The 24,962-nt window shown below is 44.0% G+C and carries 20 protein-coding genes; all 20 read left to right on the top strand.

Annotated elements, in window-relative coordinates:
* Positions 1-59: 59 nt before the first annotated feature.
* The 20 genes from AC1DCV_RS16405 to AC1DCV_RS16310 all read left to right on the top strand — a co-directional run bounded on the left by AC1DCV_RS16405 (position 60) and on the right by AC1DCV_RS16310 (position 24,961).
* Complete coding sequence (locus AC1DCV_RS16405) at positions 60-2,297, top strand: helix-turn-helix domain-containing protein (protein ID WP_477024145.1); 2,238 nt, start codon at positions 60-62, stop codon at positions 2,295-2,297.
* Positions 2,298-2,572: 275 nt separating this feature from the next.
* Positions 2,573-3,328: a (Fe-S)-binding protein gene (locus tag AC1DCV_RS16400; protein WP_441576210.1), complete on the top strand. Its 756-nt coding sequence runs from the start codon at positions 2,573-2,575 to the stop codon at positions 3,326-3,328.
* A complete protein-coding gene (locus tag AC1DCV_RS16395) occupies positions 3,309-4,688 on the top strand; it encodes a lactate utilization protein B (protein WP_477024144.1) in 1,380 nt (459 codons plus the stop codon). Before AC1DCV_RS16400 ends, AC1DCV_RS16395 begins: the two co-directional genes overlap by 20 nt.
* Complete coding sequence (locus AC1DCV_RS16390) at positions 4,685-5,257, top strand: LutC/YkgG family protein (protein WP_477024143.1); 573 nt, start codon at positions 4,685-4,687, stop codon at positions 5,255-5,257. Before AC1DCV_RS16395 ends, AC1DCV_RS16390 begins: the two co-directional genes overlap by 4 nt.
* A 916-nt stretch (positions 5,258-6,173) precedes the next feature.
* Positions 6,174-8,003, top strand: coding sequence for a polysaccharide biosynthesis protein (locus AC1DCV_RS16385; protein ID WP_477024142.1), 1,830 nt, complete (start codon positions 6,174-6,176; stop codon positions 8,001-8,003).
* Positions 8,004-8,160: 157 nt separating this feature from the next.
* On the top strand, positions 8,161-8,928 hold the full coding sequence (locus AC1DCV_RS16380) for a polysaccharide biosynthesis/export family protein (protein ID WP_477024141.1): 768 nt from the start codon (positions 8,161-8,163) through the stop codon (positions 8,926-8,928).
* Between the two features lie 13 nt (positions 8,929-8,941).
* Entirely contained in the window at positions 8,942-11,335 is a 2,394-nt protein-coding gene (locus AC1DCV_RS16375) for a GumC family protein (RefSeq protein WP_477024140.1), read from the top strand.
* A 39-nt stretch (positions 11,336-11,374) separates the two neighbouring features.
* The gene (locus AC1DCV_RS16370) at positions 11,375-12,664 is read left to right on the top strand and encodes a nucleotide sugar dehydrogenase (protein WP_477024139.1); all 1,290 of its coding nucleotides are present in this window, start codon (positions 11,375-11,377) and stop codon (positions 12,662-12,664) included.
* Positions 12,665-12,760: 96 nt separating this feature from the next.
* Positions 12,761-13,927 carry a non-hydrolyzing UDP-N-acetylglucosamine 2-epimerase gene (gene wecB / locus AC1DCV_RS16365; RefSeq protein ID WP_477024138.1) on the top strand — a complete coding sequence of 389 codons (1,167 nt, stop codon included), beginning with the start codon at positions 12,761-12,763 and terminating at the stop codon, positions 13,925-13,927.
* 79 nt (positions 13,928-14,006) lie between these two features.
* Positions 14,007-15,497, top strand: a complete 1,491-nt coding sequence (locus tag AC1DCV_RS16360; RefSeq protein WP_477024137.1) for an oligosaccharide flippase family protein — start codon at positions 14,007-14,009, stop codon at positions 15,495-15,497.
* Positions 15,478-16,035 (top strand): acyltransferase, encoded by a 558-nt coding sequence (locus tag AC1DCV_RS16355; RefSeq protein WP_477024136.1) that lies wholly within the window; start codon positions 15,478-15,480, stop codon positions 16,033-16,035. Before AC1DCV_RS16360 ends, AC1DCV_RS16355 begins: the two co-directional genes overlap by 20 nt.
* A 57-nt stretch (positions 16,036-16,092) precedes the next feature.
* Complete coding sequence (locus AC1DCV_RS16350; RefSeq protein WP_477024135.1) at positions 16,093-17,232, top strand: polysaccharide pyruvyl transferase family protein; 1,140 nt, start codon at positions 16,093-16,095, stop codon at positions 17,230-17,232.
* A 17-nt stretch (positions 17,233-17,249) separates the two neighbouring features.
* Positions 17,250-18,395 (top strand): glycosyltransferase family 4 protein, encoded by a 1,146-nt coding sequence (locus AC1DCV_RS16345; RefSeq protein WP_477024134.1) that lies wholly within the window; start codon positions 17,250-17,252, stop codon positions 18,393-18,395.
* Positions 18,392-19,717, top strand: a complete 1,326-nt coding sequence (locus AC1DCV_RS16340; RefSeq protein ID WP_477024133.1) for an O-antigen ligase family protein — start codon at positions 18,392-18,394, stop codon at positions 19,715-19,717. Before AC1DCV_RS16345 ends, AC1DCV_RS16340 begins: the two co-directional genes overlap by 4 nt.
* A 32-nt stretch (positions 19,718-19,749) precedes the next feature.
* Positions 19,750-20,661 carry a hypothetical protein gene (locus tag AC1DCV_RS16335; RefSeq protein WP_477024132.1) on the top strand — a complete coding sequence of 304 codons (912 nt, stop codon included), beginning with the start codon at positions 19,750-19,752 and terminating at the stop codon, positions 20,659-20,661.
* A 29-nt stretch (positions 20,662-20,690) separates the two neighbouring features.
* Positions 20,691-21,764, top strand: coding sequence for a glycosyltransferase family 4 protein (locus AC1DCV_RS16330; RefSeq protein ID WP_477024131.1), 1,074 nt, complete (start codon positions 20,691-20,693; stop codon positions 21,762-21,764).
* Positions 21,757-22,431 (top strand): CatB-related O-acetyltransferase, encoded by a 675-nt coding sequence (locus AC1DCV_RS16325; protein ID WP_477024130.1) that lies wholly within the window; start codon positions 21,757-21,759, stop codon positions 22,429-22,431. Before AC1DCV_RS16330 ends, AC1DCV_RS16325 begins: the two co-directional genes overlap by 8 nt.
* 3 nt (positions 22,432-22,434) lie before the next feature.
* A complete protein-coding gene (gene wecB, locus AC1DCV_RS16320; RefSeq protein ID WP_477024129.1) occupies positions 22,435-23,520 on the top strand; it encodes a non-hydrolyzing UDP-N-acetylglucosamine 2-epimerase in 1,086 nt (361 codons plus the stop codon).
* A 2-nt stretch (positions 23,521-23,522) separates the two neighbouring features.
* Positions 23,523-24,527 (top strand): polysaccharide biosynthesis protein, encoded by a 1,005-nt coding sequence (locus AC1DCV_RS16315; protein WP_477024128.1) that lies wholly within the window; start codon positions 23,523-23,525, stop codon positions 24,525-24,527.
* Positions 24,527-24,961 (top strand): cupin domain-containing protein, encoded by a 435-nt coding sequence (locus AC1DCV_RS16310; protein WP_477024127.1) that lies wholly within the window; start codon positions 24,527-24,529, stop codon positions 24,959-24,961. Before AC1DCV_RS16315 ends, AC1DCV_RS16310 begins: the two co-directional genes overlap by 1 nt.
* Position 24,962: the final 1 nt, after the last annotated feature.

Below are 24,962 nucleotides of genomic sequence, written 5' to 3'. Positions count from 1 at the left end.
CAATATTGACGCTGTTTTCGCAGCTTTTCTGTATATTCGCCCTTTCAATTTAAAATTAAATGCCCCAACCGGATAATACAAATATCATCTTTCACCTGGCGGCAGATTTCATAAACCATACACACCGCCATATCTTCCTTACCGGTAAAGCTGGTACGGGGAAAACTACGTTCCTGAAATATATAAAAGAACATACCCGTAAAAATACGGTAGTTGTGGCGCCTACAGGTGTAGCCGCCATCAACGCCGGTGGTGTTACCATGCACTCTTTTTTTCAGTTGCCCTTCGGACCTTTTGTTCCCGGCACAAAAAGAGGCTTTGGAATGGATGAAATCAGCAGCACGGATAAACATAGTTTGTTCCGTAACATTCGTTTTACGAATGATAAGAAAGTGCTGTTACAGGAAATGGAATTACTCATCATCGATGAGGTAAGTATGGTGCGTTGTGATATGCTGGACGCTATTGATGTGATCCTCCGTCACTTCCGCAATAAACCCCTGTTGCCATTTGGTGGTGTACAGGTGTTGTTTATAGGTGACCTGTACCAGTTGCCTCCGGTAGTGCCGGACGCAGAATGGCGCATGCTCTCTGAATACTACACCAGCACGTTCTTCTTTGCTTCTAAAGTAATAGAACAGGCGCCGCCGCTATATATTGAGCTGAAGAAAATTTACCGGCAAAACGAACAGGCCTTCATTGATGTACTTAACCGGGTACGTAACAATGAAGTACTGCATGAAGACCTGGTAATGCTGAATGAGCATTATCAGCCGAATTTTAAGGGAGAAGATGAAGAGTATATCGTACTTACCACCCATAACAGGAAGGCGGATGAAATCAATGCCCGGCGCCTGGCAGACATGCCTGGCAAAGTGTATCGTTTTGAAGGTAAAATTGAAGGCGATTTCAGTGACAAAGCCTTGCCCACAGAATTGTTGTTGCAACTGAAACTAGGGGCACAGGTGATGTTCCTGAAAAACGACCTGGCGCAGCCACGTCGTTACTACAACGGAAAAATCGCCATCGTTAAGGAAATCAATGACGAAGAAATAGTACTGGTGTTGTCTGGCTCTCATGAGGAACTCAAACTGGGAAAGGAAACCTGGCGTAATATCCGCTATTCCTACAACCAGGAAGAGAACAGCATCGAGGAGGAAGAAATAGGCAGCTTCACGCAGTTTCCTATCCGCCTGGCCTGGGCCATTACCATCCATAAAAGCCAGGGGCTTACGTTTGAACGTGCGATTATCGATGCGGGCTACGCATTTGCACCCGGGCAGGTATATGTGGCCCTCAGCCGCTGTACTTCGCTGGATGGCCTGGTGCTGCATTCCCGCATCGGGCATGGCAGTATTAAAACAGACCGGCAGGTCATCGAATTTGCTGAAAAAGAAAATGAAGCCAATGAACTGGTGGTGCTGCTGGAAATGGAACGGAAGAAATTCCAGGCCACTTCCCTGTTGCAACTGTTCGACTGGTACCGCATGCAGGCCACCATCCGCAGTCATGCTGTATGGATCCAGGATAAAAAAGTACCCGATTTTGATGCAGCCATAAAATTGAGCCGCAGCATGTCTGCCAAAGTAGAGCAACAACAGGAAGTAGCCGCTAAATTTGTGGTGCAGCTGCATCAGTTGCTGGATACCGCCATACAAACCGGTGAAATGGAGCAACTACAACTGCGGGTGAACAAAGCCATCGGCTACTTTACCCAAAGCATCTATGAAGACCTGATCCTGCCTTTGCAGGCTCACATCACGGATGTGAAGAAAGCAAAGTCCAAAAAATATCTGCTGCAACTCATGGCCCTGGAGTCTGACTGCTGGAATAAACTGCGGCATGTGTGGGAAGTATCCTACGCTGACCTGGCATTTACTACCGGCCTGAAAGATTATACCAAACTAAGGGATGCAGAAGCCGCCGCAGCTGCTATTCCAGCCGCAGCTGCCAAAGAAAAGGCCGCGAAAGGGAAAGTGGAAAAAGGCGCCAGTCGTCGTGGTACACTGGAACTATTCCTGGCAGGTAAGTCTGTTGCGGATATTGCCACAGCAAGACAACTCGCAGTGGGCACCATAGAAAGCCACCTGGCACAATGTGTGGAAGCCGGAGAGATGGATATCCATAAGTTTGTATCCGAAAGGACCATGCGCCTCATCCTGAAACATATCGGAGAACTGGGCGCTACGGCTGCAGGTCCTATCAAGGAAAGAGTAGGGGAATCCGCCAGCTTCGCGGAAATCCGCGTAGTACAATGGTACCTGAAGAAGAAACAGGAAGAACAAATCATGAAATAGCGAACCAGCTGTTAGCTTTTAGGAAAAATGCAGCGGAGGACATATATGTTATGTTCTCCGCTGCATTTTTCCTAAAAGCTAACAGCTAATGGCTAAAAGCTAAAGCAGGATAGCCCGGGTTGCCAATATTTGTTCCTGGTTGTATTTTGCTAAAAGCCAATGGCTAATAGCTAAAAGCAAAAATAAGCCAGTAACCGGTAAAAAAGAGGTAGGATTACTGTCGCATTGCCCGCTAAATTTGCATGTCAGCAATGATCATCTAAATTACTTTACCCGTGAAAGTAGGATTATTTATACCATGTTATATTGACCAGTTCTATCCGCAGGTAGGCATTGCCACCTTGCAGCTGCTACAGAAACTGGGTTGTGAAGTGGAATACCCACAGGGACAAACCTGCTGTGGCCAGCCAATGGCCAATTCAGGATACGAGCATCTTACGCATCAGTGTAATACCCTGTTCATTAAAAATTTTGCTGACTACGATTATATTGTAGGTCCCTCCGGCAGTTGTGTATTGCATATCAAGGATCATTTGCACGATCCGGTGGTGGAGGACAAGGCCACGCACATACGCCAACGTATATACGAACTGACGGAATTCCTGACAGACATTCTGAAGGTGGAATCTCTCCCGGCCCGTTTTCCCTGTAAGGTAGGGTTGCACCAGAGCTGCCACGGACAACGTGGGTTGGCGCTGGCACAAATGAGTGAGCTGGTGGCAGCACCTTTTTCCAAACCGGAAAAGCTGCTGCGCATGGTGGCAGGTGTGGAGCTGGTACCGCTGGACAGGCAGGATGAGTGCTGTGGTTTTGGAGGCACTTTCTGTGTGGCAGAAGAAGCGGTGTCTGTAAAAATGGGTAAGGATCGTGTAGCCGATCACGTTAAGCATGGAGCAGAGGTAATCACCGGAACAGATGTGAGTTGCCTCATGCACATGGAAGGCATTTTACGCCGGCAACATGCCGGAGTGAAGGTGATGCATATTGCTGAAATTCTCAATCAAAATATCCATGAACAGGCAAACAGCTGATCACGCAACGCTGGCGGACAAGTTCAACGAGGACGAAGCCCGGGTAAACTGGCACGATGAAACTTTGTGGTGGGTGCGGGCAAAGCGCGACCGCATGGCATGGAGTATCCCCGAATGGGAACTGTTGAGGGAAACGGCTTCGCAGATAAAACTCAATGCATTGGGGAACTTGTATGATTACCTCCTGCAGTTTGAGCAACAGGCACAACAAAATGGTGCGATCGTACATTGGGCCGCCGATGCCGCAGAACATAACCAGATCGTCACCGCCATATTGAAAAAGCATGGTGTGCAGCGGATGGTGAAAAGTAAATCGATGCTGACGGAAGAATGTCATCTGAACCCACACCTGGCAGCCAACGGTATCGAAGTAATAGATACAGATCTGGGTGAAAGAATAGTACAGCTGGCAAAAGAACCTCCCAGTCATATTGTACTGCCCTGTATTCATAAAAAGAAAGAAGAAATAGGCGAGCTGTTTCACGAACACCTGGGTACCCCCGCAGGAAATGCGGATCCGCAGTTCCTGACGGCGGCAGCAAGGCTGCATTTGCGGAAGGAGTTCCTCCAGGCAAATGCCGCTATTACCGGGGTGAATTTTGCAGTAGCAGAAACAGGGGAGATGGTGGTATGTACCAATGAAGGGAATGCAGATATGGGAGCGCACCTGGCCAATGTACATATTGCCTGTATGGGTATTGAGAAAATAATCCCACAGCGTAAGCACCTGGGGGTGTTTTTACGCCTGTTGGCGCGTAGTGCTACGGGACAGCCCATCACCACCTATTCGAGTCATTTCAGGCAGCCCAGGGCCGGTCAGGAGCTGCATATTGTGTTGGTCGATAATGGTCGTAGCAGGCAGTTGGGCCGGGAGGACTTCCGCAACTCGTTGAAGTGTATCCGTTGTGGTGCCTGTATGAACACCTGCCCGGTATACCGGCGCAGCGGGGGGCATAGCTATCATACTGCCGTGGCGGGTCCTATCGGGGCCATTCTGGCGCCTAACCTGGATATGAAGGATTATGCAGATCTGCCCTTTGCGTCAACATTGTGTGGCTCCTGTTCAAATGTATGCCCGGTGAAAATAGATATTCACCAGCAGCTGTATAAATGGCGGCAGGTATTGGTAAAGGAAGGACATACAACGGCTGCAAAAACCGCCAGTATGAAAATAATGAGTGGGGTATTATCAGCACCACGTACCTATAAAACTGCGGGCAAAATGGGGCGCTGGGTGATGCGTGCTTTCCCCGGTATGGTAAATAACCGCCTGAACCCATGGTACAAGCAACGGGAAATGCCTGCGCCGCCGGCACAATCATTCTCCGAATGGTATGAAAAAAATAAAAAATCTTCATGAGCAGCAGGGATAAAATATTAGCCGCCGTAAAACAGAACCAGCCGGAGGCGGCAGCGTTGCCTGCTTTGCAGGGACTATCCGGCAATATGCCTGGCACCCTGGAAGCCTACCGCAAGGTATTGGAGGCATTGGGGGGCAGTTTGTTTGAAATAAAAAGTGAAGCAGAGATACCTGCTTTGCTGGCGGAGCATTATCCGCATTTGCAACGCATCATCACGGCTACTGATATACATCGTGCATGGGTAAACGAAGACCCTCATCTGCTGGAAGATGTGGACATGGCTGTTGTACCCGGACAATGGGGCGTAGCCGAAAATGGGGCTATCTGGCTCACAGAACAGGAGATGCAGGTAAGGGTACTGCCCTTTATCTGCCAGCACTTGGCCATCGTATTACCCCGGCAGCAGATACTGCCCACTATGCATGAAGCCTACGAAAAAATAGGTGCGCCACAAACGGGTTTCGGCGTGTTCATTGCCGGCCCTTCCAAAACCGCCGATATAGAACAGTCGCTGGTATTGGGCGCTCACGGCGCCAAAAGCCTGGTGGTATTTATTACCGGCGAATAGCATTTACGTATATACTTCTATGTTAGAAGCGGCCTCACCTGTTGACAGGTGAGGCCGTCTACATTGTAAGGGGTCCATATCAGATGGATTACGTATGACGTTAGTTATTTTTTAATAACTGTACTATTTAATAAAAACTTCACTAACTTTTTGTGTTGGAAATTAAATAATTTAGTAAATTGGTATGGTGTTTGTTTGATTGCGAGCGTTATAAGAATCATTTTAACGCAGATTTTTTAACCATATTATATAGCCATATTTTAGTCATATGCTGCGTTAACCAGAAAAATTGAAAGACCATGTATCATCTATTTAACACTTTAGAGCAATCAGAGAAAAGCAAGACGTTACAGCCCAAAGTTCTGTTGCATCACCACCAATGTTGCATCACTGGTAAAATTTCTTTAGTAATATTAAATATGGACAGCGCATTTAGCTGATCCACCTATTTTTCCGTATATCCAAAAAATTATTTGCTGTATCGGCCCGTTGGGACAGTGTTTCAGTAGATGATGACTGCGGATATCTTTTTCATAATCGCTTTTTTAAGCCGGTTCGGGAATGCTATGTACTATTGTTCTGTTTTAGAGGTGGGCACTGAAAAAAAAGTTTTCAACAGTTTACTTTTTCATAACAGAACTTATCAATTTTAGTATTTACTTTGTACTAACTTTGAAAACCGAATAGTTTGTAATCATTTTCGTATACCCGTTCTGGTTTAATTGACGCGCTACTATGAAAACCTTGAAAAATGCGTGGATGTAGTTGACCAGGCGAACGTAAAGACATTTAATAACCATATCTTATCATTGAACCTATGGTGCGTAGTTCATCGTGGATTACCCCGTCATGGCTAATTTTACTATTAGACCTGGGGTGTTCTGTTATCGCAATCAATTTAGCTTTTCTTCTCAGATTGAATTTTGATGTAGATGCCTACTTGTATTTTCCTGTAGAGAAAATCGGAGTGGTAGTTTTGGGTGTATACCTGGCATTGTCGTTGCTATTGCGTACTTACCGTGGTATCGTGAGATTTACGAGTCTCACAGATATTGGACGCATTACAGGACTGAATCTTATCAGTTGCCTGATCCTGTTTACTTTTGGCTATAGCCATGTACCGGATGCAAAGCTCAACATTTTTCCGATTTCAGTGATACTGATTAATTTCTTCATCAGTTCTTCCTGTATGTTATCTTATCGCCTGCTCGTAAAATGGATCTTCAGGTACCATAATAACTTCCGCAATCATAGCCGTATCGCTGCTGCTATTTATTATACCGGCCATTCAAGTCTGATGCTGCGTAAGGCTATTCATGACGATCCTCAGTCGGATGTGAAAATAACTGCTTTTTTAGCCGATACAAACGCACATGCGGGTAAGTCAATAGAAGGTCTTCCGGTATATGCTTCCCGTAAAGGCCAACTTTTTAAAATGGTGAAGGAAGGAAAGATCAAGGTACTGCTTATTCCTAATGATCACCTGGATGCCGCACATCTGAATGAACTGGTAGAGGAATGTATTACATTGAATATAAGGGTTCAAAAAATTATTCCCGTGAGTCAATGGACAGAAGGTTCTAATAATAACAGCGTTCAATTGAAAGATATCAATATCGAAGATCTGCTGGAACGGTCTGTTATCAATATTAAAAACCTGGAACTCAGCAAAGAGCTGAGAGGTAAAAGCGTTTTAGTAACAGGAGCTGCGGGATCAATTGGCAGCGAGATTGTAAGGCAACTGGTGGGGTATGAACCATCGGTGATTGTGCTTTGTGATAAAGCAGAGTCACCACTGCATGAACTGGAGCTGGAGATAGCGGAAAAGATGGTAACCGTACCTATTATTCCCTTCATCGGAAATGTGTGTGATAAAGTTCGCATGCAGCAGTTGTTTGAAATTTATGCTCCTGCTATCGTATATCATGCAGCCGCCTATAAACATGTGCCGATGATGGAAAAAAATCCGTCTATCGCAGTGATGAACAATGTGCTGGGAACCAAAACAGTAGCGGAACTTGCTGTTGAACACGGCGCGGAGAAGTTTGTAATGGTATCAACGGATAAAGCAGTAAATCCTACAAACGTAATGGGCGCATCCAAGCGTATCGCAGAGATTTTCTCTCAATCTTTCAATAATCATCTGAGCGAAAAATATCAGAAAATGGGGCCGATATACGGCGCACCACCAACTCGTTTTATTACCACACGTTTTGGAAATGTGCTGGGTTCCAATGGTTCAGTTATTCCCCGTTTTAAACAACAACTGGAAAAGGGTGGGCCATTAACAGTTACGCATCCGGATATCACACGTTATTTTATGACCATTCCCGAAGCTTGTCAGCTGGTGCTGGAAGCGGGAGCAATGGGGCAGGGTGGCGAGATATTTGTGTTTGATATGGGTAAGCCCATGAAGATTGCCGACCTGGCGAGGAAAATGATACGGATGACGGGCAAAGAACCAGGTAAGGATATTCAGATTGTTTTCACCGGATTGCGTCCGGGAGAAAAGCTCTACGAAGAACTACTGAATAATGCAGAAAATACATTGCCCACTTATCATGAAAAAATCATGATCGCCAAAGTAAGGCAATCTGATTTCACGGAAATCAATGAGCGGGTGAATCAACTGATAGAGTCAGCTCAAAAACATTACCTCACACCAACCGTGGCCAGGATGAAGGAATTGGTGCCAGAGTTCATTAGCAAAAATTCGGCTTATGAAGAACTGGACAAGGTAAAATAAGGATGTAAAATTATACTGTAAAAATATCTTTTCTGCAAGCCGAAAGGGCTCGCAGCAGGGGACGATTTATTTAAACTGTTTGCCAGTAATGAAAATAATCAATCAGGGCTTGTCCCGTTTCAGATGTTTTAGAAGTTTACTTGTTTTAATGGGGAGCATGCTCGCCTTATTCATGGGTGGCTGCTCATCACAAAAAAATATTGCGTACTTCAAAGATGTGCCTGATACAGTTAAACGGCAGATGGTGGAGATGGCAACATACACAACGCCTGTTATACAGCCGGATGATATTTTGCAGGTAACTATCCAAACGCTGGATCCTGCATCTACCGCACTTATGAATCAGCAGAATTCACCAAACTGGTCGGTAGGTGGCACTTCCGGTGCAGCAGGTGCGGCCGCCGCCAACAGTCCGGGCTACCTGGTAGATAAACTGGGATTTGTAACACTGCCACTGGTGGGAAAAATATTGGTGAAAGGAAAAACAACCGGAGATGTACAGGAAGCTATCAGGGCCAAAGCCGCAGAATTTTATAAAGATCCTGTTGTAAATGTCCGGTTTATAAATTTTAAAGTAACGGTACTGGGTGAGGTGACCAAACCAGCAACCTATGTAATGCCTAATGAGAAAGTTACTTTGCTGGATGCGATAGGCATGGCAGGAGATCTTACTATTTATGGCAAAAGAGAAAACGTTTTATTGATTCGGGAAATAGAAGGGAAAAAGGAGTTTATCAGATTTAATCTCAATAGCAGCAATTTATTTACTTCTCCTTACTACTATCTGCAACAGGGAGACGTGGTATATGTTGAGCCGAATAAGTCAAAGGTGGTTTCCACGGATGCAGCCCGTTTGAGGAATATTACAATTATATCATCCGTTCTTACGCTGCTGGTTGTAATCTTTTCAAGGGTTAATTTTTAAATGTTTGCTGTTTATGTCGGAGAATTATAATGGTAATGGACAAACTGCTGTAAATGTAAATGGTGTTTTACATCAGCATAATGAACCTGATAAGGTTTTTGATCTCAGGAAGCTGCTCGACAAAGTGATCAGTTACTGGTACTGGTTCCTGCTCTGCGTAGTGGCCGGCATCGCATTGTCGTGGCTATACCTGAGGTATGCAACGCCTGATTACAAAGTGAACGCCAAAATATTGATACAGGATGATCAGAAAGGCGGCGACAGCCCTGAAAAGGATATGTTACAGCAATTGCAGATATTCAATAGCAAGAGCAATGTGGACAATGAAATGGAAATTATAAAGTCCCGTTCATTAATGGAGAAAACGGTCAGGGACCTGCAACTGAATGTATCCTATTGGCTGGAAGGCAGATTGAAAACAGCAGAACAATTCCGCAAGCTGCCCTTCGCCGTGCAATGGACTAATTTGAACGATACGCTGCCAGACGCTGAATATGTTGTGAGACCCTTGTCCGAATCTAAAGTACACGTAAGCGCCGAAGGGATCGTGAATAAGGATATTTCCTGGAACGACACGCTGCATTTGCCGGAAGGAGTGATGAAGGTGATGAGGCAGCCGGGTAATAACCTGATTAAGGAAAACTATGTGGTGAGAGTGGTATCAGTGGATAAAGCAGTAACCGTTTACCGTAATAAATTATCGGTAAATATTCCGAATAAGCAGGTTAGTACCATCGATTTGACGATGACCAGTACTATCCCGGAAAAAGGCGAGCTCATATTAAATGAGCTGATTAAGGCCTATATGCAGTTAAGCGTGGATGCTAAAAACCGGATTGCAGACAGCACTATCGCCTTCGTAGATAATCGTTTGGCATTGGTTAGTCATGAGCTGACAGGCGTGGAAAAAGATATTCAGACTTTCAAACAGAATAATCAGCTGGCAGATCTCGGAGAACAGGCTAAACTCTTAATATCCAGTACGGGCGACTTCTCCAGGCAACTAACAGAACAGCAGGTTAAATTAAGTGTCATTGAATCCCTGGAAAAATACATCAATGACGAAACAAATAATAAACGGATTGTGCCCTCTTCACTTGTGCTGGAAGATCCCAACTTTGTATCTATTATTGGAAAGTATAATGGTCTGGAGTTGGAAAGAGAGCGTTTGCTGATGTCAAACACGCCGTCTAATCCGGTAGTGAAAAACATCGATGAACAGCTGGTTGGTCTCAGAGGAGATCTGAAAAGTAATTTGTCTTCTTTCAAAACCGGCATACAAACTAGTATTGGCCAGTTACAACAAAGATCCGGCGCCATTGACAGGAAGATTCAGCAGGTGCCTGCCAAGGAAAGGGTATTCCTGGATTATTCCCGGCAACAGGCGGTTAAGCAGGAGCTGTACCTGTTTTTACTCAAGAAGCGCGAAGAATCTGCTATTTCCAAGTCTTCCAACCTGGCAGGTGCAAGAATCATTGATCTGGCCAAAAGTGAAGCATTTCCTTACATGCCTAAACGGGCTTTGATTTACCTGCTGGGAATGATACTGGGTATTATTTTACCTTCTATTGGTTTGTACCTGCGTGATATACTAAGCCGTCGGGTAGTAAATAAGCTGGACATCACCGAAAACACTCCTGCTCCTATATTGGCTGAGGTAGGTCATACGGACGACAAAACGGCGGTTATTATATCCAAAGAGTCGGTGAGCCCTGTTGCAGAGCAGTTCAGAGCTTTGCGTACCAATTTGCAGTTTGTATTGCGTAATCCCTCGGAGAAGGTAATCCTCCTGACATCCAGTATGAGTGGTGAAGGGAAAACCTTTATTGCCACTAACCTGGCGGCGGTTTTATCGTTGTCAGGGAAGAAAGTGCTGTTGATGGAAATGGATCTCCGCAAACCCAAAATATCAGAAAAACTGGGACTGGATAATCGTACCGGATTCAGTACGTGGTCGATCGGAAAAACGCCACTGAGTGAACTAATCAAACCCTCCGGCATTAATGAAAATTGCTGGATGATCAGCTCCGGCCCCATTCCGCCAAACCCGGCTGAATTGCTGCTGACAGATGCCACCAAAGAATTGTTTCAGACCCTCCGTTCCCGCTTCGATTATATTGTTGTGGACGCACCACCAGTTGGACTGGTAACGGATGCCCAGCTACTCGGTAGCTTCGCGGATACTACCCTTTACCTGGTAAGACAGGGATATACTTTCAAGCAACAACTCCAGATATCCAAAGAACTTTTCATCTTCCATAAAATGCCCAAAATGAACATCATTGTAAATGATGTAAAAGCTGGAAAAGGATATGGATACAGCTATGGATATGGGTATGGATACGGTTATAATGCCAGCTCAGACAAAGGATTGTCTAAAAAAATAAAAGTAATATTCGGTAAGTAATATTATAAAGGAAACTATTCTAATTAAATTATCAATAAAATGAATCAGGAATCAAAAATTGCGATCATCGGACTGGGTTATGTTGGCTTACCGCTGGCGATTGAGTTTGGAAAGCTATATAGTACATTGGGATTCGATATTAACAGCCATAGAGTAGAAGAGCTGAGAGGCGGCTTTGACCATACCCTGGAGGCTGACCTCGAAGGGATGAAGGAAGCATTAGAGAAAAAGAAAGATGGCAAAGGAAAGGGACTGAGCTTCTCCGATAAAAAGGAAGAACTTAAAGCATATAATACTTTCATTGTTACAGTACCTACTCCAATTGATCGTTTTAATGCACCTGATCTACGGCCTTTACTCAAGGCCACAGAAATGCTGGGCAGCATTCTGAAAAAAGGAGATACTATCATTTATGAATCTACAGTATTCCCTGGTTGTACTGAGGAGGACTGCATACCATTGCTGGAGAAAATATCCGGCCTGAAGTTTAATGTAGATTTCTTCGCCGGATATTCTCCGGAGCGTATTGTACCAGGTGATAAAGTGAATACATTAACTACGATTAAAAAAATCACTTCCGGCTCTACACCTGAGGTGGCAGAAAGGGTAGATCAGCTATATAGAAGTATCATCAAGGCCGGTACGCATAAAGCGCCGAGCATAAAAGTAGCCGAAGCTGCCAAAGCCATAGAAAATGCGCAGCGTGATGTTAATATTTCTTTTGTAAATGAACTGGCATTAATCTTTGATCGCCTTGGCATTGATACCAACGATGTACTGGACGCTGCCGGTACCAAATGGAACTTCCTGAGATTCAGACCCGGACTTGTTGGTGGACATTGCATCAGCGTAGATCCTTATTACCTGGCGCACAAAGCGGAATCATTGGGCTACCATCCGCAGGTGATCCTGAGCGGGAGACGTGTAAACGATATGATGGCGGTATTTATCGCTAACAAGATCCTTAAACTGATGGTAAAGAAAGGGCGCAGAGTGGAAGGAGGAAAAGCACTGATTCTCGGTATTACGTTTAAAGAAAATTGCCCGGATATACGTAATTCCAAAGTGGTGGACATCTTTAAAGAGTTGACTGAATTTGGAATGAAGGTCGATGTGTATGATCCACATGCAGATAAAGCAGAGGTAAAAGAAGAATATGGTCTGGACCTGATCGATAATGTGTCAAAACAATATGATGCTATTTTGGTAGCAGTGGCACACAATGAATTCCAGGCAATTGATTATAACGCCTTGAAGAATGGTCATGATGCAGTGCTGTTTGATGCGAAAGCCATTTTGGACCGATCTCTGGTAGACGGAAGACTATAGTGAAAAGCGGTTGCCATACCCGATTCTTATAAATACAGGATTGTTGAAAACCCTTAGTTGAGAAACCTTTTGTTGAAAGACCCATAAATAAGAAGGATGAGCCATATCAAAAAGAAAAAAGTAATGGTAGTTTTTGGCACCCGGCCGGAAGCTATAAAAATGGTTCCGGTTGTAATGGAACTGGCCAGACATAGTGACCTGATTGATGCAAGAACCTGTGTAACAGGCCAGCACCGGCATATGTTAGACAGCGTACTGGAAACTTTCAATATTACACCTGATTTCGACCTGGATATCATGCAGCAATCACAGGATCTTTATGATATCACTATCAACATTCTGTCAAGAATGAAAGTAGTGTTGAAAGAGTTCCGGCCTGACCTGATCCTCGTGCACGGTGATACTACTACCGCTTTTGTGGTTTCACTGGCGGCTTTTTATGAAAAGATTCAGATAGGACATGTGGAAGCGGGGCTGAGAACCTTTAACATTCATTCACCGTGGCCGGAAGAATTTAACCGGCAGGTAGTAGACAAAATTGCGGATCTCTGCTTTGTACCTACTGAGAAGTCTAAAGCCAATTTATTGAATGAAGGAATGCCGAAATCAAGCATATTTATTACCGGCAATACCGTAATAGATACATTGCTGCTGGCACTGGATAAAATAGAAAGCGATGCATCGCTGAAATTATCACTGGAAGGGATTTTAGCGGAGAGTGGATATGATATTTCGAAAGGCAGGCAATTTATCCTGGTAACAGGGCACAGAAGGGAAAGTTTTGGAGATGGTTTCCTGAATATTTGTGATGCCCTGAAAAATATAGCTACCCGCTTTCCTGATGTGGACATCGTTTACCCGGTTCACCTGAATCCTAATGTGCAGGGACCTGTTTATAATAAACTGGGTGGTATTGAAAATATATACCTGACCAAACCGCTCGATTACCTGCCATTTATTTATCTCATGAAACATTGTTACCTGGTGCTGACAGATAGCGGCGGTATTCAGGAAGAAGCACCGAGTCTGGGCAAGCCTGTACTGGTGATGAGAGATACCACTGAGCGTCCGGAGGCAGTGGATGCAGGAACGGTAATACTGGTAGGTACCTCTGCTGAAAAGATCTTCCATGAAACGGAGTGGCTCATACTGGATAGTGAAAGATACGCTGCTATGAGCATGTTACACAATCCTTATGGTGATGGTAAAGCAAGTGCCAGGATTATTGATGCCATTCTGGAAAAAACAGTTGTTACAAAATAAAGGTTAAACGGAATCACAACAGGAAATATGTAAAATATTTTCCGATCAAGATACTACGATGATAATTATCCAGAAGTATATGCCAAGGCTTGCAGATATCATATTTGCGCTGAAAGCGAAGGTTAACAAATCAGAAGTTGGTAAGAAGATAGTACACGGTGTTTTCTGGACATTCCTGGGAACGGTGGTCTTCAGAGCCCTGATCTTTTTATCTTCTATTGTGATCGCCCGCATGCTAAAAAAGGAAGGTTTCGGAGAGATGGGGATGATCCGGTCAACGATCGACATGTTTATCGTTTTCTCCATATTCGGTCTGGGGATCACCACCACAAAATTTATTGCGGAATTCAGGGATACCGATAAACAGAAAGCGGGTAGAATAGCAAAGATGGCTATGCATATGGCTATTTTAATGGGATTGATTATCAGTGTGTCATTGTTTTTTTCGGCGAGCCCGCTGGCAGAGCATTCGTTGGAGAATGCCCACCTCGGCACCGGCCTGAGATATGGTTCCTGGGCGATCCTTTTTTACGCTATTAATGGCGTGCAAACAGGCATCCTGGCTGGTCTGGAAGCATTTAAAAAAATAGCGAAGGTTAACCTGATGGCAGGGGTTATTAACCTGCCGATTTCCATAGGGCTTACCTATTTAATGGGCGTAAACGGTGCTATTCTGAGTTTAACCATCAATGCACTTTTAATAGCCGTGTTGAGTTGGGTGGAGATCAAAAAGGAAACAAAGAAATTTGGTATCAATGTAAATGAAAAGGATTACCGCAAGGAGTTAAAGGTATTATACACTTTCAGCTTACCAGCGGTTTTAAGTGGCATACTGGTATTGCCGGTGAACTGGTATTGTAATGTGTTGCTGGCAAAAGAACCAACAGGTTATGCGTATCTCGGGGTATATAATGCAGCACTCAGTATTTCACTTATTATCAGTGTGGTAAATACCACGCTGGGGCAGGCTTTGCTGCCGCAGGTGATCCGCAATTTTAAACAGCGGAATGCTAAACTGGAAGCCATCAACAATTTTGTTCCCTGGGGTATCGGCATATTTTTATCGCTGCCTTTTATACTGGTGCCTGAAATGGCAGGTATCGCTTTTGGTAAGGATTTTACATCCGGCAATTTAAATGGTACCGTAGTGATTGTAATGATCGGTACTATCGTTATTGCCCACCGGCAGGGCATAGCCAGGAATTTTGCAGCAGGTAGCTTTATGTGGTGGAGTATGTTGAGTAACGGTATCTGGGGACTGCTGGCTATTTTTTATATGATGGGAATTAAGCAGGGCGGTTCGGAAGGGCGTGCAGGTGCCTATGCATTTGCCTACTTTATCAGCACCGTGGTATTTGTTCCCTTCTATATAAAAAAGCAACTGGCAGATGCTTATTTCCTGATATCTCCTGAATCATTGGCTATCTGGGGAATCATCTTTATAGCATTTATAGTGATGATGATGTTCAAGTTGAGCATATACGTGCGGCTGTTGATTTTACTCGTTGCATGCGCCATTATTTTATGGATATTTTATAGAATTTATAAACATGTCAGGTCTGTTTCTTAGTAAAATATACAATGCTGTTGCCAACAGCATTCACAGAGCGGGTATCAGKCGGACAAAGTTCCACTTGCTGGGTGCAGGTGTATCAATAGGTCGCCCGTTTCACTGCAGCGGTGAAGGTAACATCTCTATAGGGGAGTACACCTATATTGGCCCTGGCGCTAAACTATATGGCGTAGGTGGTATTACCATAGAAAAGGGAACTATTATAGGACCTGATGTAACGATATACTCCGCCAATCACGTGTTCAGAGACGCACATTATATTCCTTATGATCACCGGGTGGATACAAAACCTGTGAGCATTGGCGAAAATGTTTGGATCGGAGGGAATGTAATTATTGTTCCCGGCACAAGTATTGGCGAGGGCAGCATCATTGGCGCCGGAAGTGTGGTAACAGGCACCGTAGCTCCGTTTTCTATTGTAGCCGGCAATCCCGCTAAAGTAATCGGTAGCAGAGACGCTTCGCATTACAACCAGCTTAAAAGCGAGAATAAAATATACTTCAGGGCAAAACAGCTGGGTACACTACAGCAATAGCACTGACGGGGAAGACATTTGATAACCATATGAAAAACCATATAATAACCAGATAACATGAAAGTATTGGTAAGAGGGGGATACGGACTGAATAACTTTGGAGATGATGCATTGATGATTACAATGTATGATCACATTAAAGATATTCTGCGTGAAGATGAATTTGGCTTCTATTGCACCAAAGCAGATTATTTCAACGAGTTACTTCCTGCAGCAAGAATTATTTCTTCCGAAGATCTTTTTAGTAAACTGGATGTAGATATGCTCGTTTACGGAGGAGGTACCCAGTTTTTCTCTTTCCCTAACACGCAGGTCAAGTATCTTCCTAAAATGACCCTGAAGAAACTGAAATATTTCTTTGACTATAAAACCCTCAAATCCGTTGTGCTTCCACGTTTAAGAGGGTTTAAGAAAGTAAGCGGTATCAAAGCCGCCAAAACAGTGGCCATCGGTATTGGCGTGGGCCCGTTTGTAAAAGATTCTGTAGAGGAGAGGGTAGCGATGCAAACTTTCCGTCAGCTGGATCAGGCACTGGTTCGCGATGTGGTGAGTTATGATATGTGTAAATCGTGGGAGTCCAAAGGATTGTTCCTGGGCAGCGATTTGTGTTTTAACTCTTCTTTTGTCAATAACTATTTTACAAAAACAAAACCAGCAGCAGACCCACGTGTGATCGGCATCATCGTGCGCGACTGGAAACATACAGATGAAGGGCATGCCTATTACGGCAAGTTACTGGAAGCCACCCGCATCTGGCAGCAAAAAGGATATGAAGTAAAATATATTCTTTTTTCAGAAGAACGTGATCCTGAATGGCTGGATATTATTAAGCGGGAAAATATCGAGGCCATGATCTGGGATGCCAGAAGATATACCTTCAAAGCATTCATCCAGGAACTGGCAGGTATTGATATGTTCGTTACTGCCAGGTTCCACGGGGCTATTTTTGCGGCGCTGCTCAACAAGCCCGCAGTGTGCATTGAAGTGGAACAGAAACTGAAAATCGTCAGTGATAATTTTAAATCGTTCGACTGCTGGAAATACCCGTTTGATGTTAATCAGCTGGTAAATTATGTAGAACAGATTCGTGCTGACTATGCAAACAGGATCAGTCTTTTCCAAACAGATCTTGACAGAGAGATTGCCCGGGGAGATCAGATGTTTTCTTTATTCAGACAGGCCATTCAGGAACTGTAGAACGTAAATTTTAGATTATGAGTAAGTTTAAAGTACATATATTTTACCCCCGCGTGTATGATTTTGACGGAGGACATGTAACAGTAGGAGGTGTACAAACCTATCTGCTGTCATTGGCTGCTGTGCTGGCAGGCGAGGGGCTCGATGTATCCATTATACAGTTTGGGAACAAAGATTTTAACAGGAAAATTGATAACGACGTTAACCTGGTAGGTTATAACCTGTCGAAACGCCAGATGAAGCCGTTGTTTGATCGCCATGTATCACAGATTGATCCGTTGAACGACCTGGTGATTTGGGGTGCTGATACCCTGTCTGTAAAAATTGCGCCTTATAAAACCATCAGTATCCAGCATGGCATATATTTCGACTCACTGGAATTAAATACGGGCATGCGTAAGCTGATGGCGCAAATGCAACTGAATGTGGTGACCAAATTAATGCAGTCTTTCAAAGCCTACAGTTACTTTACCAAATCAGAGTATAAGGTTTGTGTGGATTACAATTATTTATCCTGGTACCGCACGTTCACCTCCAGGGAAGGAGAAGAGAAAATTTTCGTAATCCCCAATTTTGCGAGCGTGAGCCAAACGCCCAATATCAATTTTGGCAACGCCGGAGAAGAAACCATTAAGATACTCATCGCCAGGCGCTTTACCAAGATCAGAGGTATCGCGGTGATGGCGGATATTGTAGAGAACCTGAATAAAAGATACTCAAATCTGAGCTTCACATTTGCAGGAGAAGGAGAGCTGGAACCACTATTGGCCGAACGGTTTAAAAACCGCTCCAATGTTCATATTACCAAATACGACTTCAATGACTCCCTGAGGTTTCATGGCAATTTCCACATTGCGGTGGTGCCAACACTAGCGTCAGAAGGTACTTCTTTTTCGCTGCTGGAAGCAATGGGCGCAGGATGCGCGGTGGTAGCCTGCAATATAGGCGGGATCAATAATATTTTATTGAATAACTACAACGGCATGCTGACAATGCCGTTTACCGAAAATATTATGGGGGCTATAGAGTATCTGGTCAATAACCCCGAAGAAAGAAAAAGGGTGGCCAAAAATGCCATTGACACCATAAAATACAGTTTTAACGCAGAAAGATGGGCTGACTCCTGGCTGGAATTAGTACGAAAAGTGAATAAGCAAGCATGATACAGTTGGAATATAAAGATATAGCCGTGAATCATATGGCGCTGGATGCAGCATATAACCGCCATAGCAAAATCGCCAATTTTTTTGGGAGTGCTATCGTGCTGTTTCTGGCGTTGGGATACCCTATTCAATGTGCTGTTCCATTGTTCCTGAAAGTTAATTCAACGCCTGTTAACGCCGCTTTTCGTGTGTTGATAGCACTAGCTTCGCTGGTAGTGATTGCCCGTGTTCCGTTTTCGATGAAGAAAGTATCGAAAGGTACTTTCCTTTTATTGTTGTTATGGTTCATTTATTCCTGCCGCCTTTTTGTAGATGTAAGTCTGCGTGGAATTGAGTTTGGCAATGGCAGGTACAGTACTTTCTTTATGTATTCCATGGCATTTGCCAACTGTTTTCTGCCGGTAATTGCGGTGGCAGCAGCAGCGCCTTATATCAATATAAAGCAGTTTCTGAAATGGGCATTCATCTTCACGTTTGTCAGCAATATCATCATCTTTGTATCCTTCTTCACAAGTAATGGTATTACCATGGCGCTGATGTCTACCAGAGGTGCTGTGGGAGATGATCCCAGTGAAGCCATGATTAATCCGATTACGATCAGCTTCTATGGCATGTTGCTGGCTGTTTTAGGACTGAGCAAACTGCTTTTTGATGCACCGAAAACCATAAAAGGTGGCATCGCAGTTTTTATGTGTGTGATCATCGGAGTGGCTAACGTATTGCTGGGCGCATCGAGAGGGCCTTTTCTTTCCCTCATATTATCGGTATGTATACTCTTCTATTTTAAGTTAAGAATGTCCCGTAATACGGTGAGCATCGTCTTAAAATCTGCCCTGGTTATTTTTATGCTATTGGGTGGCCTGATGATGAGTGGTATAGGATCGAAGATATTTTCGGATGATGTATTCCTCTTTTATCGGTTAACCCACTTTTTTGATAACGTAGCCAATGGCGAGAAGGAAGACAGGGACTATGAATATGCCAGTGCCTGGGACCAGTTCAGTAATCACCCTTTTATCGGGGATAAATATGTGACGGATCATAGCCATATCTACCCGCATAACGTATTCCTTGAATTACTGATGTCGCTGGGAGCTGTTGGTGGCATCCTGTTTTTGCTGATCCTCTTTGAGGTGCTCATCAAAGCAGGTCATGCCAGTAGGTACAGGTTACACCGTCATATTGCCTTGCTATTGATATTGCTTGGTTATTTATTGTTGTCAATGACTTCCGGGGGGATCTTTATTACTCCCGGATTATGGATACTGCTTGCCTTGTTTTTTGAAATAAAGAACAGGTCTTTCGATGAATCTTTAAACTGATTATGATGATGTATTGGATAAAAACATATAAGGTGTTTACAGGTATATTGCTGCTGGGCATTGCAGGTAAACTGCCTGCTGCATCTGCGCAAACAGCAAAACCGGCCAGTAGCAATCCCCGGTTATACATTGCCATCAGCGGGCTGGGCGACAAAGCGAATAACTATATACAGGGGCAGCAGAATATTGCTGTGGCAAAGATAATTGGTCAGAGCAGTATTGTAGCGAAGAATAGTCTGAACGTAGACAGCAATTTACTCGTTACCAGCATCCGGAAAATATACCCGGATAAAAGTGCAGGTGGCGTATGCATATTGGACTGGGAAGGAGAGGCCCTGGAAATACTGACCAACAACCATTCCGGTAACCAGGATTATCAGAAGATCGCCACGCAGTTCAGAAGAGCCATCACGATTGCAAAACAGGAACGGCCGAATGTGCAATGGGGTATTTACGGACTGCCATTCAGAACAGTTACTGCTAATGAAAAGTGGAAGAGCCAGTGTTATCAGTTGAGAGACCTGTTAAAGTATGCAGATGTTATTTGTCCGTCGCTTTATATGATTTATTCAGAAAGAGTGGTGAGCAGAAGTTATAACGAGCAATATATAGAGAATAACCTGCGGATAGCACTGGAGCTGGGCAAGGAACTGAATAAGCCCGTACTTCCTTTTGTATGGCCCCGTTGGCAGGGTAAAGGTGCGTCATTTATGACACTGGTACCGATGGATGCATTTTCTGCCTATGTTAAAAAGATCATGGGGGCAGAAGTGAATAGCAACCGGCCTGCAGGCGTAGTATTCTGGGATGGGGAAGTTTATTACTATAAGCAGAAACAACCACAGATGCTAAAGGAAGCTCCCAACCTGGAAAGCTTTGTTCAACGTCACGATAGTCAGGTAATAATATACAGTGATCAGATCCTGAAAGCATTAAAAAGATAACCCTTAATTTTTGTATTAAAAAGAATGTAATGAAACTACTGATTGTTTATAACAAAGTGTGGCCATATCGGGAAAAAATATTTGAACTTATTAATGAGAAGTACGACTTGACCGTGGCTTATACGGATCCCAAGTTTTTAGACAAAAAATATCCATATAAAACGGTATTCACACCTGGTAAACAGGTAGGGCCTTTTTTTATTCATAAAGAATCGCTGCACAAGTTATGCGCACAGTTTGATGCAGTGATAGGGCTTTATGAGCTGCGCTGGTTGCGGCTCATGGCGCTGATGCTGAATCCCTGGAGAAAGTACAGTATGTCTTTCTGGGGGATAGGCGTATCTGCCTCTTACAGCAATAAATTTGATGATAAAAAACAATGGGACTTTGTAAGGAATTTCTTTGGTAAAAAAGCCGAGTCTCTCATCTTCTATAGCGATTATCCTAAAACCAAATTTGTACAGGCAGGTTTTAGTGCAGATAAGATTTTTGTTGCCAACAATACCACTTACGTAAGTCCGGTGAACGGCCTGGTAGCGGAAAGAAATACTTTTCTTTTTGTAGGCACCCTGTATAAGGAAAAAGGTATTGATATTCTTTTGCAGGCGTACAGCAAAATTAAAACCAGCCGCGAGGCCCTGCCCGTCTTAAATATTATTGGCGAGGGGCCTGAACGCGCTTCCATTGAGAAATGGGTAAAAGAAGAAGGACTGGAAGATAAAATTTTCCTGCATGGCGCTATCTACGACAGCGAAATTCTTAAGACATTCTACACACGGGCGCTGGCCTGTATTTCGCCTAATCAGGCAGGTTTGTCTGTACTGACGAGCATGGGATACGCCACCATTTTTGTAACAGAGAAAAATGCGATCACCGGTGGCGAAGTATTAAATATCACCAACGGGAAAAACGGAATTATCTATGAAGGTGGGGTAGAAGCGCTTCAACAGCAAATGCAATGGATCATAGAAAATAAAGAGGAAGTGATCCGGATGGGGAAAAATGCACAGGAACACTATCGCAACAACAGAACACCGGAGCAAATGGCTGGTTCTATCATAGGCGCAGTGGAATATGCTTTAAAAAGGAGGAAGCATGCTTGATCTGATCCTTCATCATTTCAGCGTAAAGCATTTCAAAGACTGGTGGAAAAATCGTCACCTGTCATTCTTTGTCTTTTATGATAAAGCAACGGTGATTTCTGAAAAATGTCGCATTCAAAGATCTGTAGTAATAAGACAAAGTACCATCGACAAGTATTCTTACATAGGACATGGCACCAATATTAACAGTGCAACGATCGGTAAATACTGTTCGTTCTCAAAGAATATCATTATTGGTATTGGTACACATCCAACAGATTTTATTTCTACGTCGCCCTTATTTTTTTCTGTAAATAATGGTACCGGGTATTCATGGATTACGGAAGATAAGTTTGATGACCGTCCTGCTCCTGTTACGATTGGAAATGATGTTTGGATAGGGTTAAATTCTTCTGTAATGGGTGGCGTAAAGATTGGCAACGGCGCTATTATAGCCGCCCACTCTGTGGTGACAAAAGATGTTCCTCCATATGCTATTGTAGGTGGGGTGCCCGCGAAGATTATTAAGTATAGATTTTCGGAAGAAATAATTCAGCAACTGGAAGCCCTCCAATGGTGGGACATGCCGGAAGAAGCCCTCAAAAAGTATATCGGGCGTTTTCAGTCAGCATTGCAGCCGGAACAAATGGAAGATATCATACAGGATTTTAAACAATATAAAAGCTAAGTTATGTTGATAGATATTATAGCCGGAGCCAGACCCAATTTCATGAAAATAGCTCCGATTATTGAAGCTATAAAACAAAGAAAGGAAGAGGGGATTCGTTACAGGCTCATTCACACAGGTCAGCACTACGACAAAAAGATGAGTGCTGATTTTTTTGAGCAGCTGGGTATTCCGGAACCTGATATCAACCTGGAAGCAGGTGGTGGTACGCAGGCGGAACAAACAGCGGCCATTATGGTACGATACGAAAAGATCTTAATGGATACAAGGCCGGACCTGGTGCTGGTAGTGGGAGATGTTACATCTTCTATTGCTTGTGCCATGGCCGCCAAAAAATTAAACAATATAAAAGTAGCGCACGTGGAAGCCGGTATCCGTAGCGGAGACTGGACCATGCCGGAAGAAATCAACCGGTTGCTCACGGATGCTATCACAGACTATTTTTTTACGACCACAGAAACCGCTAACGAAAACCTGCGGAAATCCGGTGTAACTGAAGAGCGCCTGTTCCTGGTGGGAAACACCATGATTGATACCTTATTGAAACACCAGCCACACTTCAAACAACCTGATATCTGGAACGAACTGGGACTGCAGAAAGGAGGATACATCGTGATGACCCTGCATCGCCCTGGCAACGTGGACCAGGAACAAAACCTCAAACTGCTGATGGATGGCATTATCAGCTCATCAAAAGGGCTTCCCCTGGTGTTTCCGGTACATCCACGCACCGCAAAAATGCTCGCCAACATTGGCATCAAAGCACCTAACCTCCATATGGTGGAACCATTAGGATACCTGGAGTTTAACTACCTCGTTCAATATGCCCGGGCAGTAATCACTGATTCCGGTGGTATTACGGAAGAAACTACCGTAATGCATATCCCTTGTATGACGCTGCGGGCTAATACCGAAAGACCGGAAACCTGCGACATTGGTACAAATGAACTGCTGGGGATTAGTCCTGCTGCCATTCCTCCGGCTTTTGAAAAGCTCTTTTCCGGTAACTGGAAAAAGGGCGGCATCCCGCCATTATGGGATGGAAAAACTGCAGAAAGAATCGTTGACGTTTTATTAAAATTGAATTAATCATGTTTGAAGGAAAATCTTTATTGATAACCGGCGGTACCGGATCATTTGGTAACGCAGTACTGAATCGTTTTTTACATACTGATATCAGGGAAATACGCATATTCAGCCGCGATGAGAAGAAACAGGATGATATGCGCAACCTGCTCCGTAGCGAAAAGGTAAAGTTCTATATGGGAGATGTGCGTGATTTCAGAAGCATTGACGGTGCTATGGAAGGCGTGGATTATGTATTTCATGCTGCTGCACTGAAACAGGTGCCTTCCTGTGAATTTTATCCTATGGAAGCCGTAAGAACCAATGTGCTGGGTACAGAAAATGTACTGGAAGCCGCTATTAAAAATAAAGTAAGCAAGATCATCTGCTTAGGTACAGATAAGGCCGTATATCCCATCAATGCTATGGGTATTTCCAAAGCCATGATGGAAAAAGTGGCTATTTCCAAAGCCCGCTTGCGTACCAATCCACTGATCACCTGTACCCGCTATGGCAACGTAATGGCCAGCAGAGGGTCGGTAATTCCCTTGTTTATTTCCCAGATCAAGGCAGGTAAACCACTGACCATTACAGATCCTGAAATGACACGCTTTATGATGTCGTTGGATAACGCGGTGGAACTGGTATTGTTTGCCTATGAAAATGCCAATCCGGGTGATATCTTTGTACAGAAATCACCTGCTGCTACTATCAGGCAGGTAGCGGAAGCACTCTGCGAAATTTTCAAAGCGAAAAATGAAATAAAAGTAATCGGTACCCGCCATGGGGAAAAACTCTACGAAACATTACTGACACGGGAAGAGTTTGGAAAAGCAGAGGACCTGGGTGATTATTACCGTATTGCCGCAGATGACCGTGATCTGAACTACGCCAAGTATTTTTCTGAAGGCGATAGCAAGATTGCAGAAGCACAGGACTACCACTCCCATAATACATACAGATTAAGCGACGAAGAACTGAAGGCATTATTACTCAAACTGGACTACGTTCAACAAGAACTGAAGAACTAATGGCATCAGTAGAACTAATAAAAGGCGGTTCTTTTGCTGATGCAAGGGGAACACTGGGATTTGTAAATGAGTTTACCTTCCCGGATGTAAAACGTTTCTACCAGATTGTGCATCCGGATATAAGTGTTGTACGCGCATGGCAGGGGCACAAAGTGGAACAAAAATATTTTTATGTTCCCAAAGGAAAATTTGCACTGGCGTGGGTGAAAATTGATGACTGGAGCCAGCCTTCGAAGGATCTGAAGGCAGAATACCTTATATTGAATGAGGCCGAACCAGCAGTATTAAGCATCCCTCCGGGGTATGCCAATGGTATAAAAGCACTGGAGCCAGGTTCCATCTTAATGGTATATTCAGATCTGGATGTGCAACAATCGGGAGAAGACCGCTGGTCTTTTGATGCTTCACTATGGTTGGACTGGAATAAATTATAAA

This window comes from Chitinophaga sp. 10T418, assembly GCF_056394125.1.
Note: the sequence above shows the minus strand (reverse complement) of the source record. Positions and strands in the feature narration are given on the sequence as shown.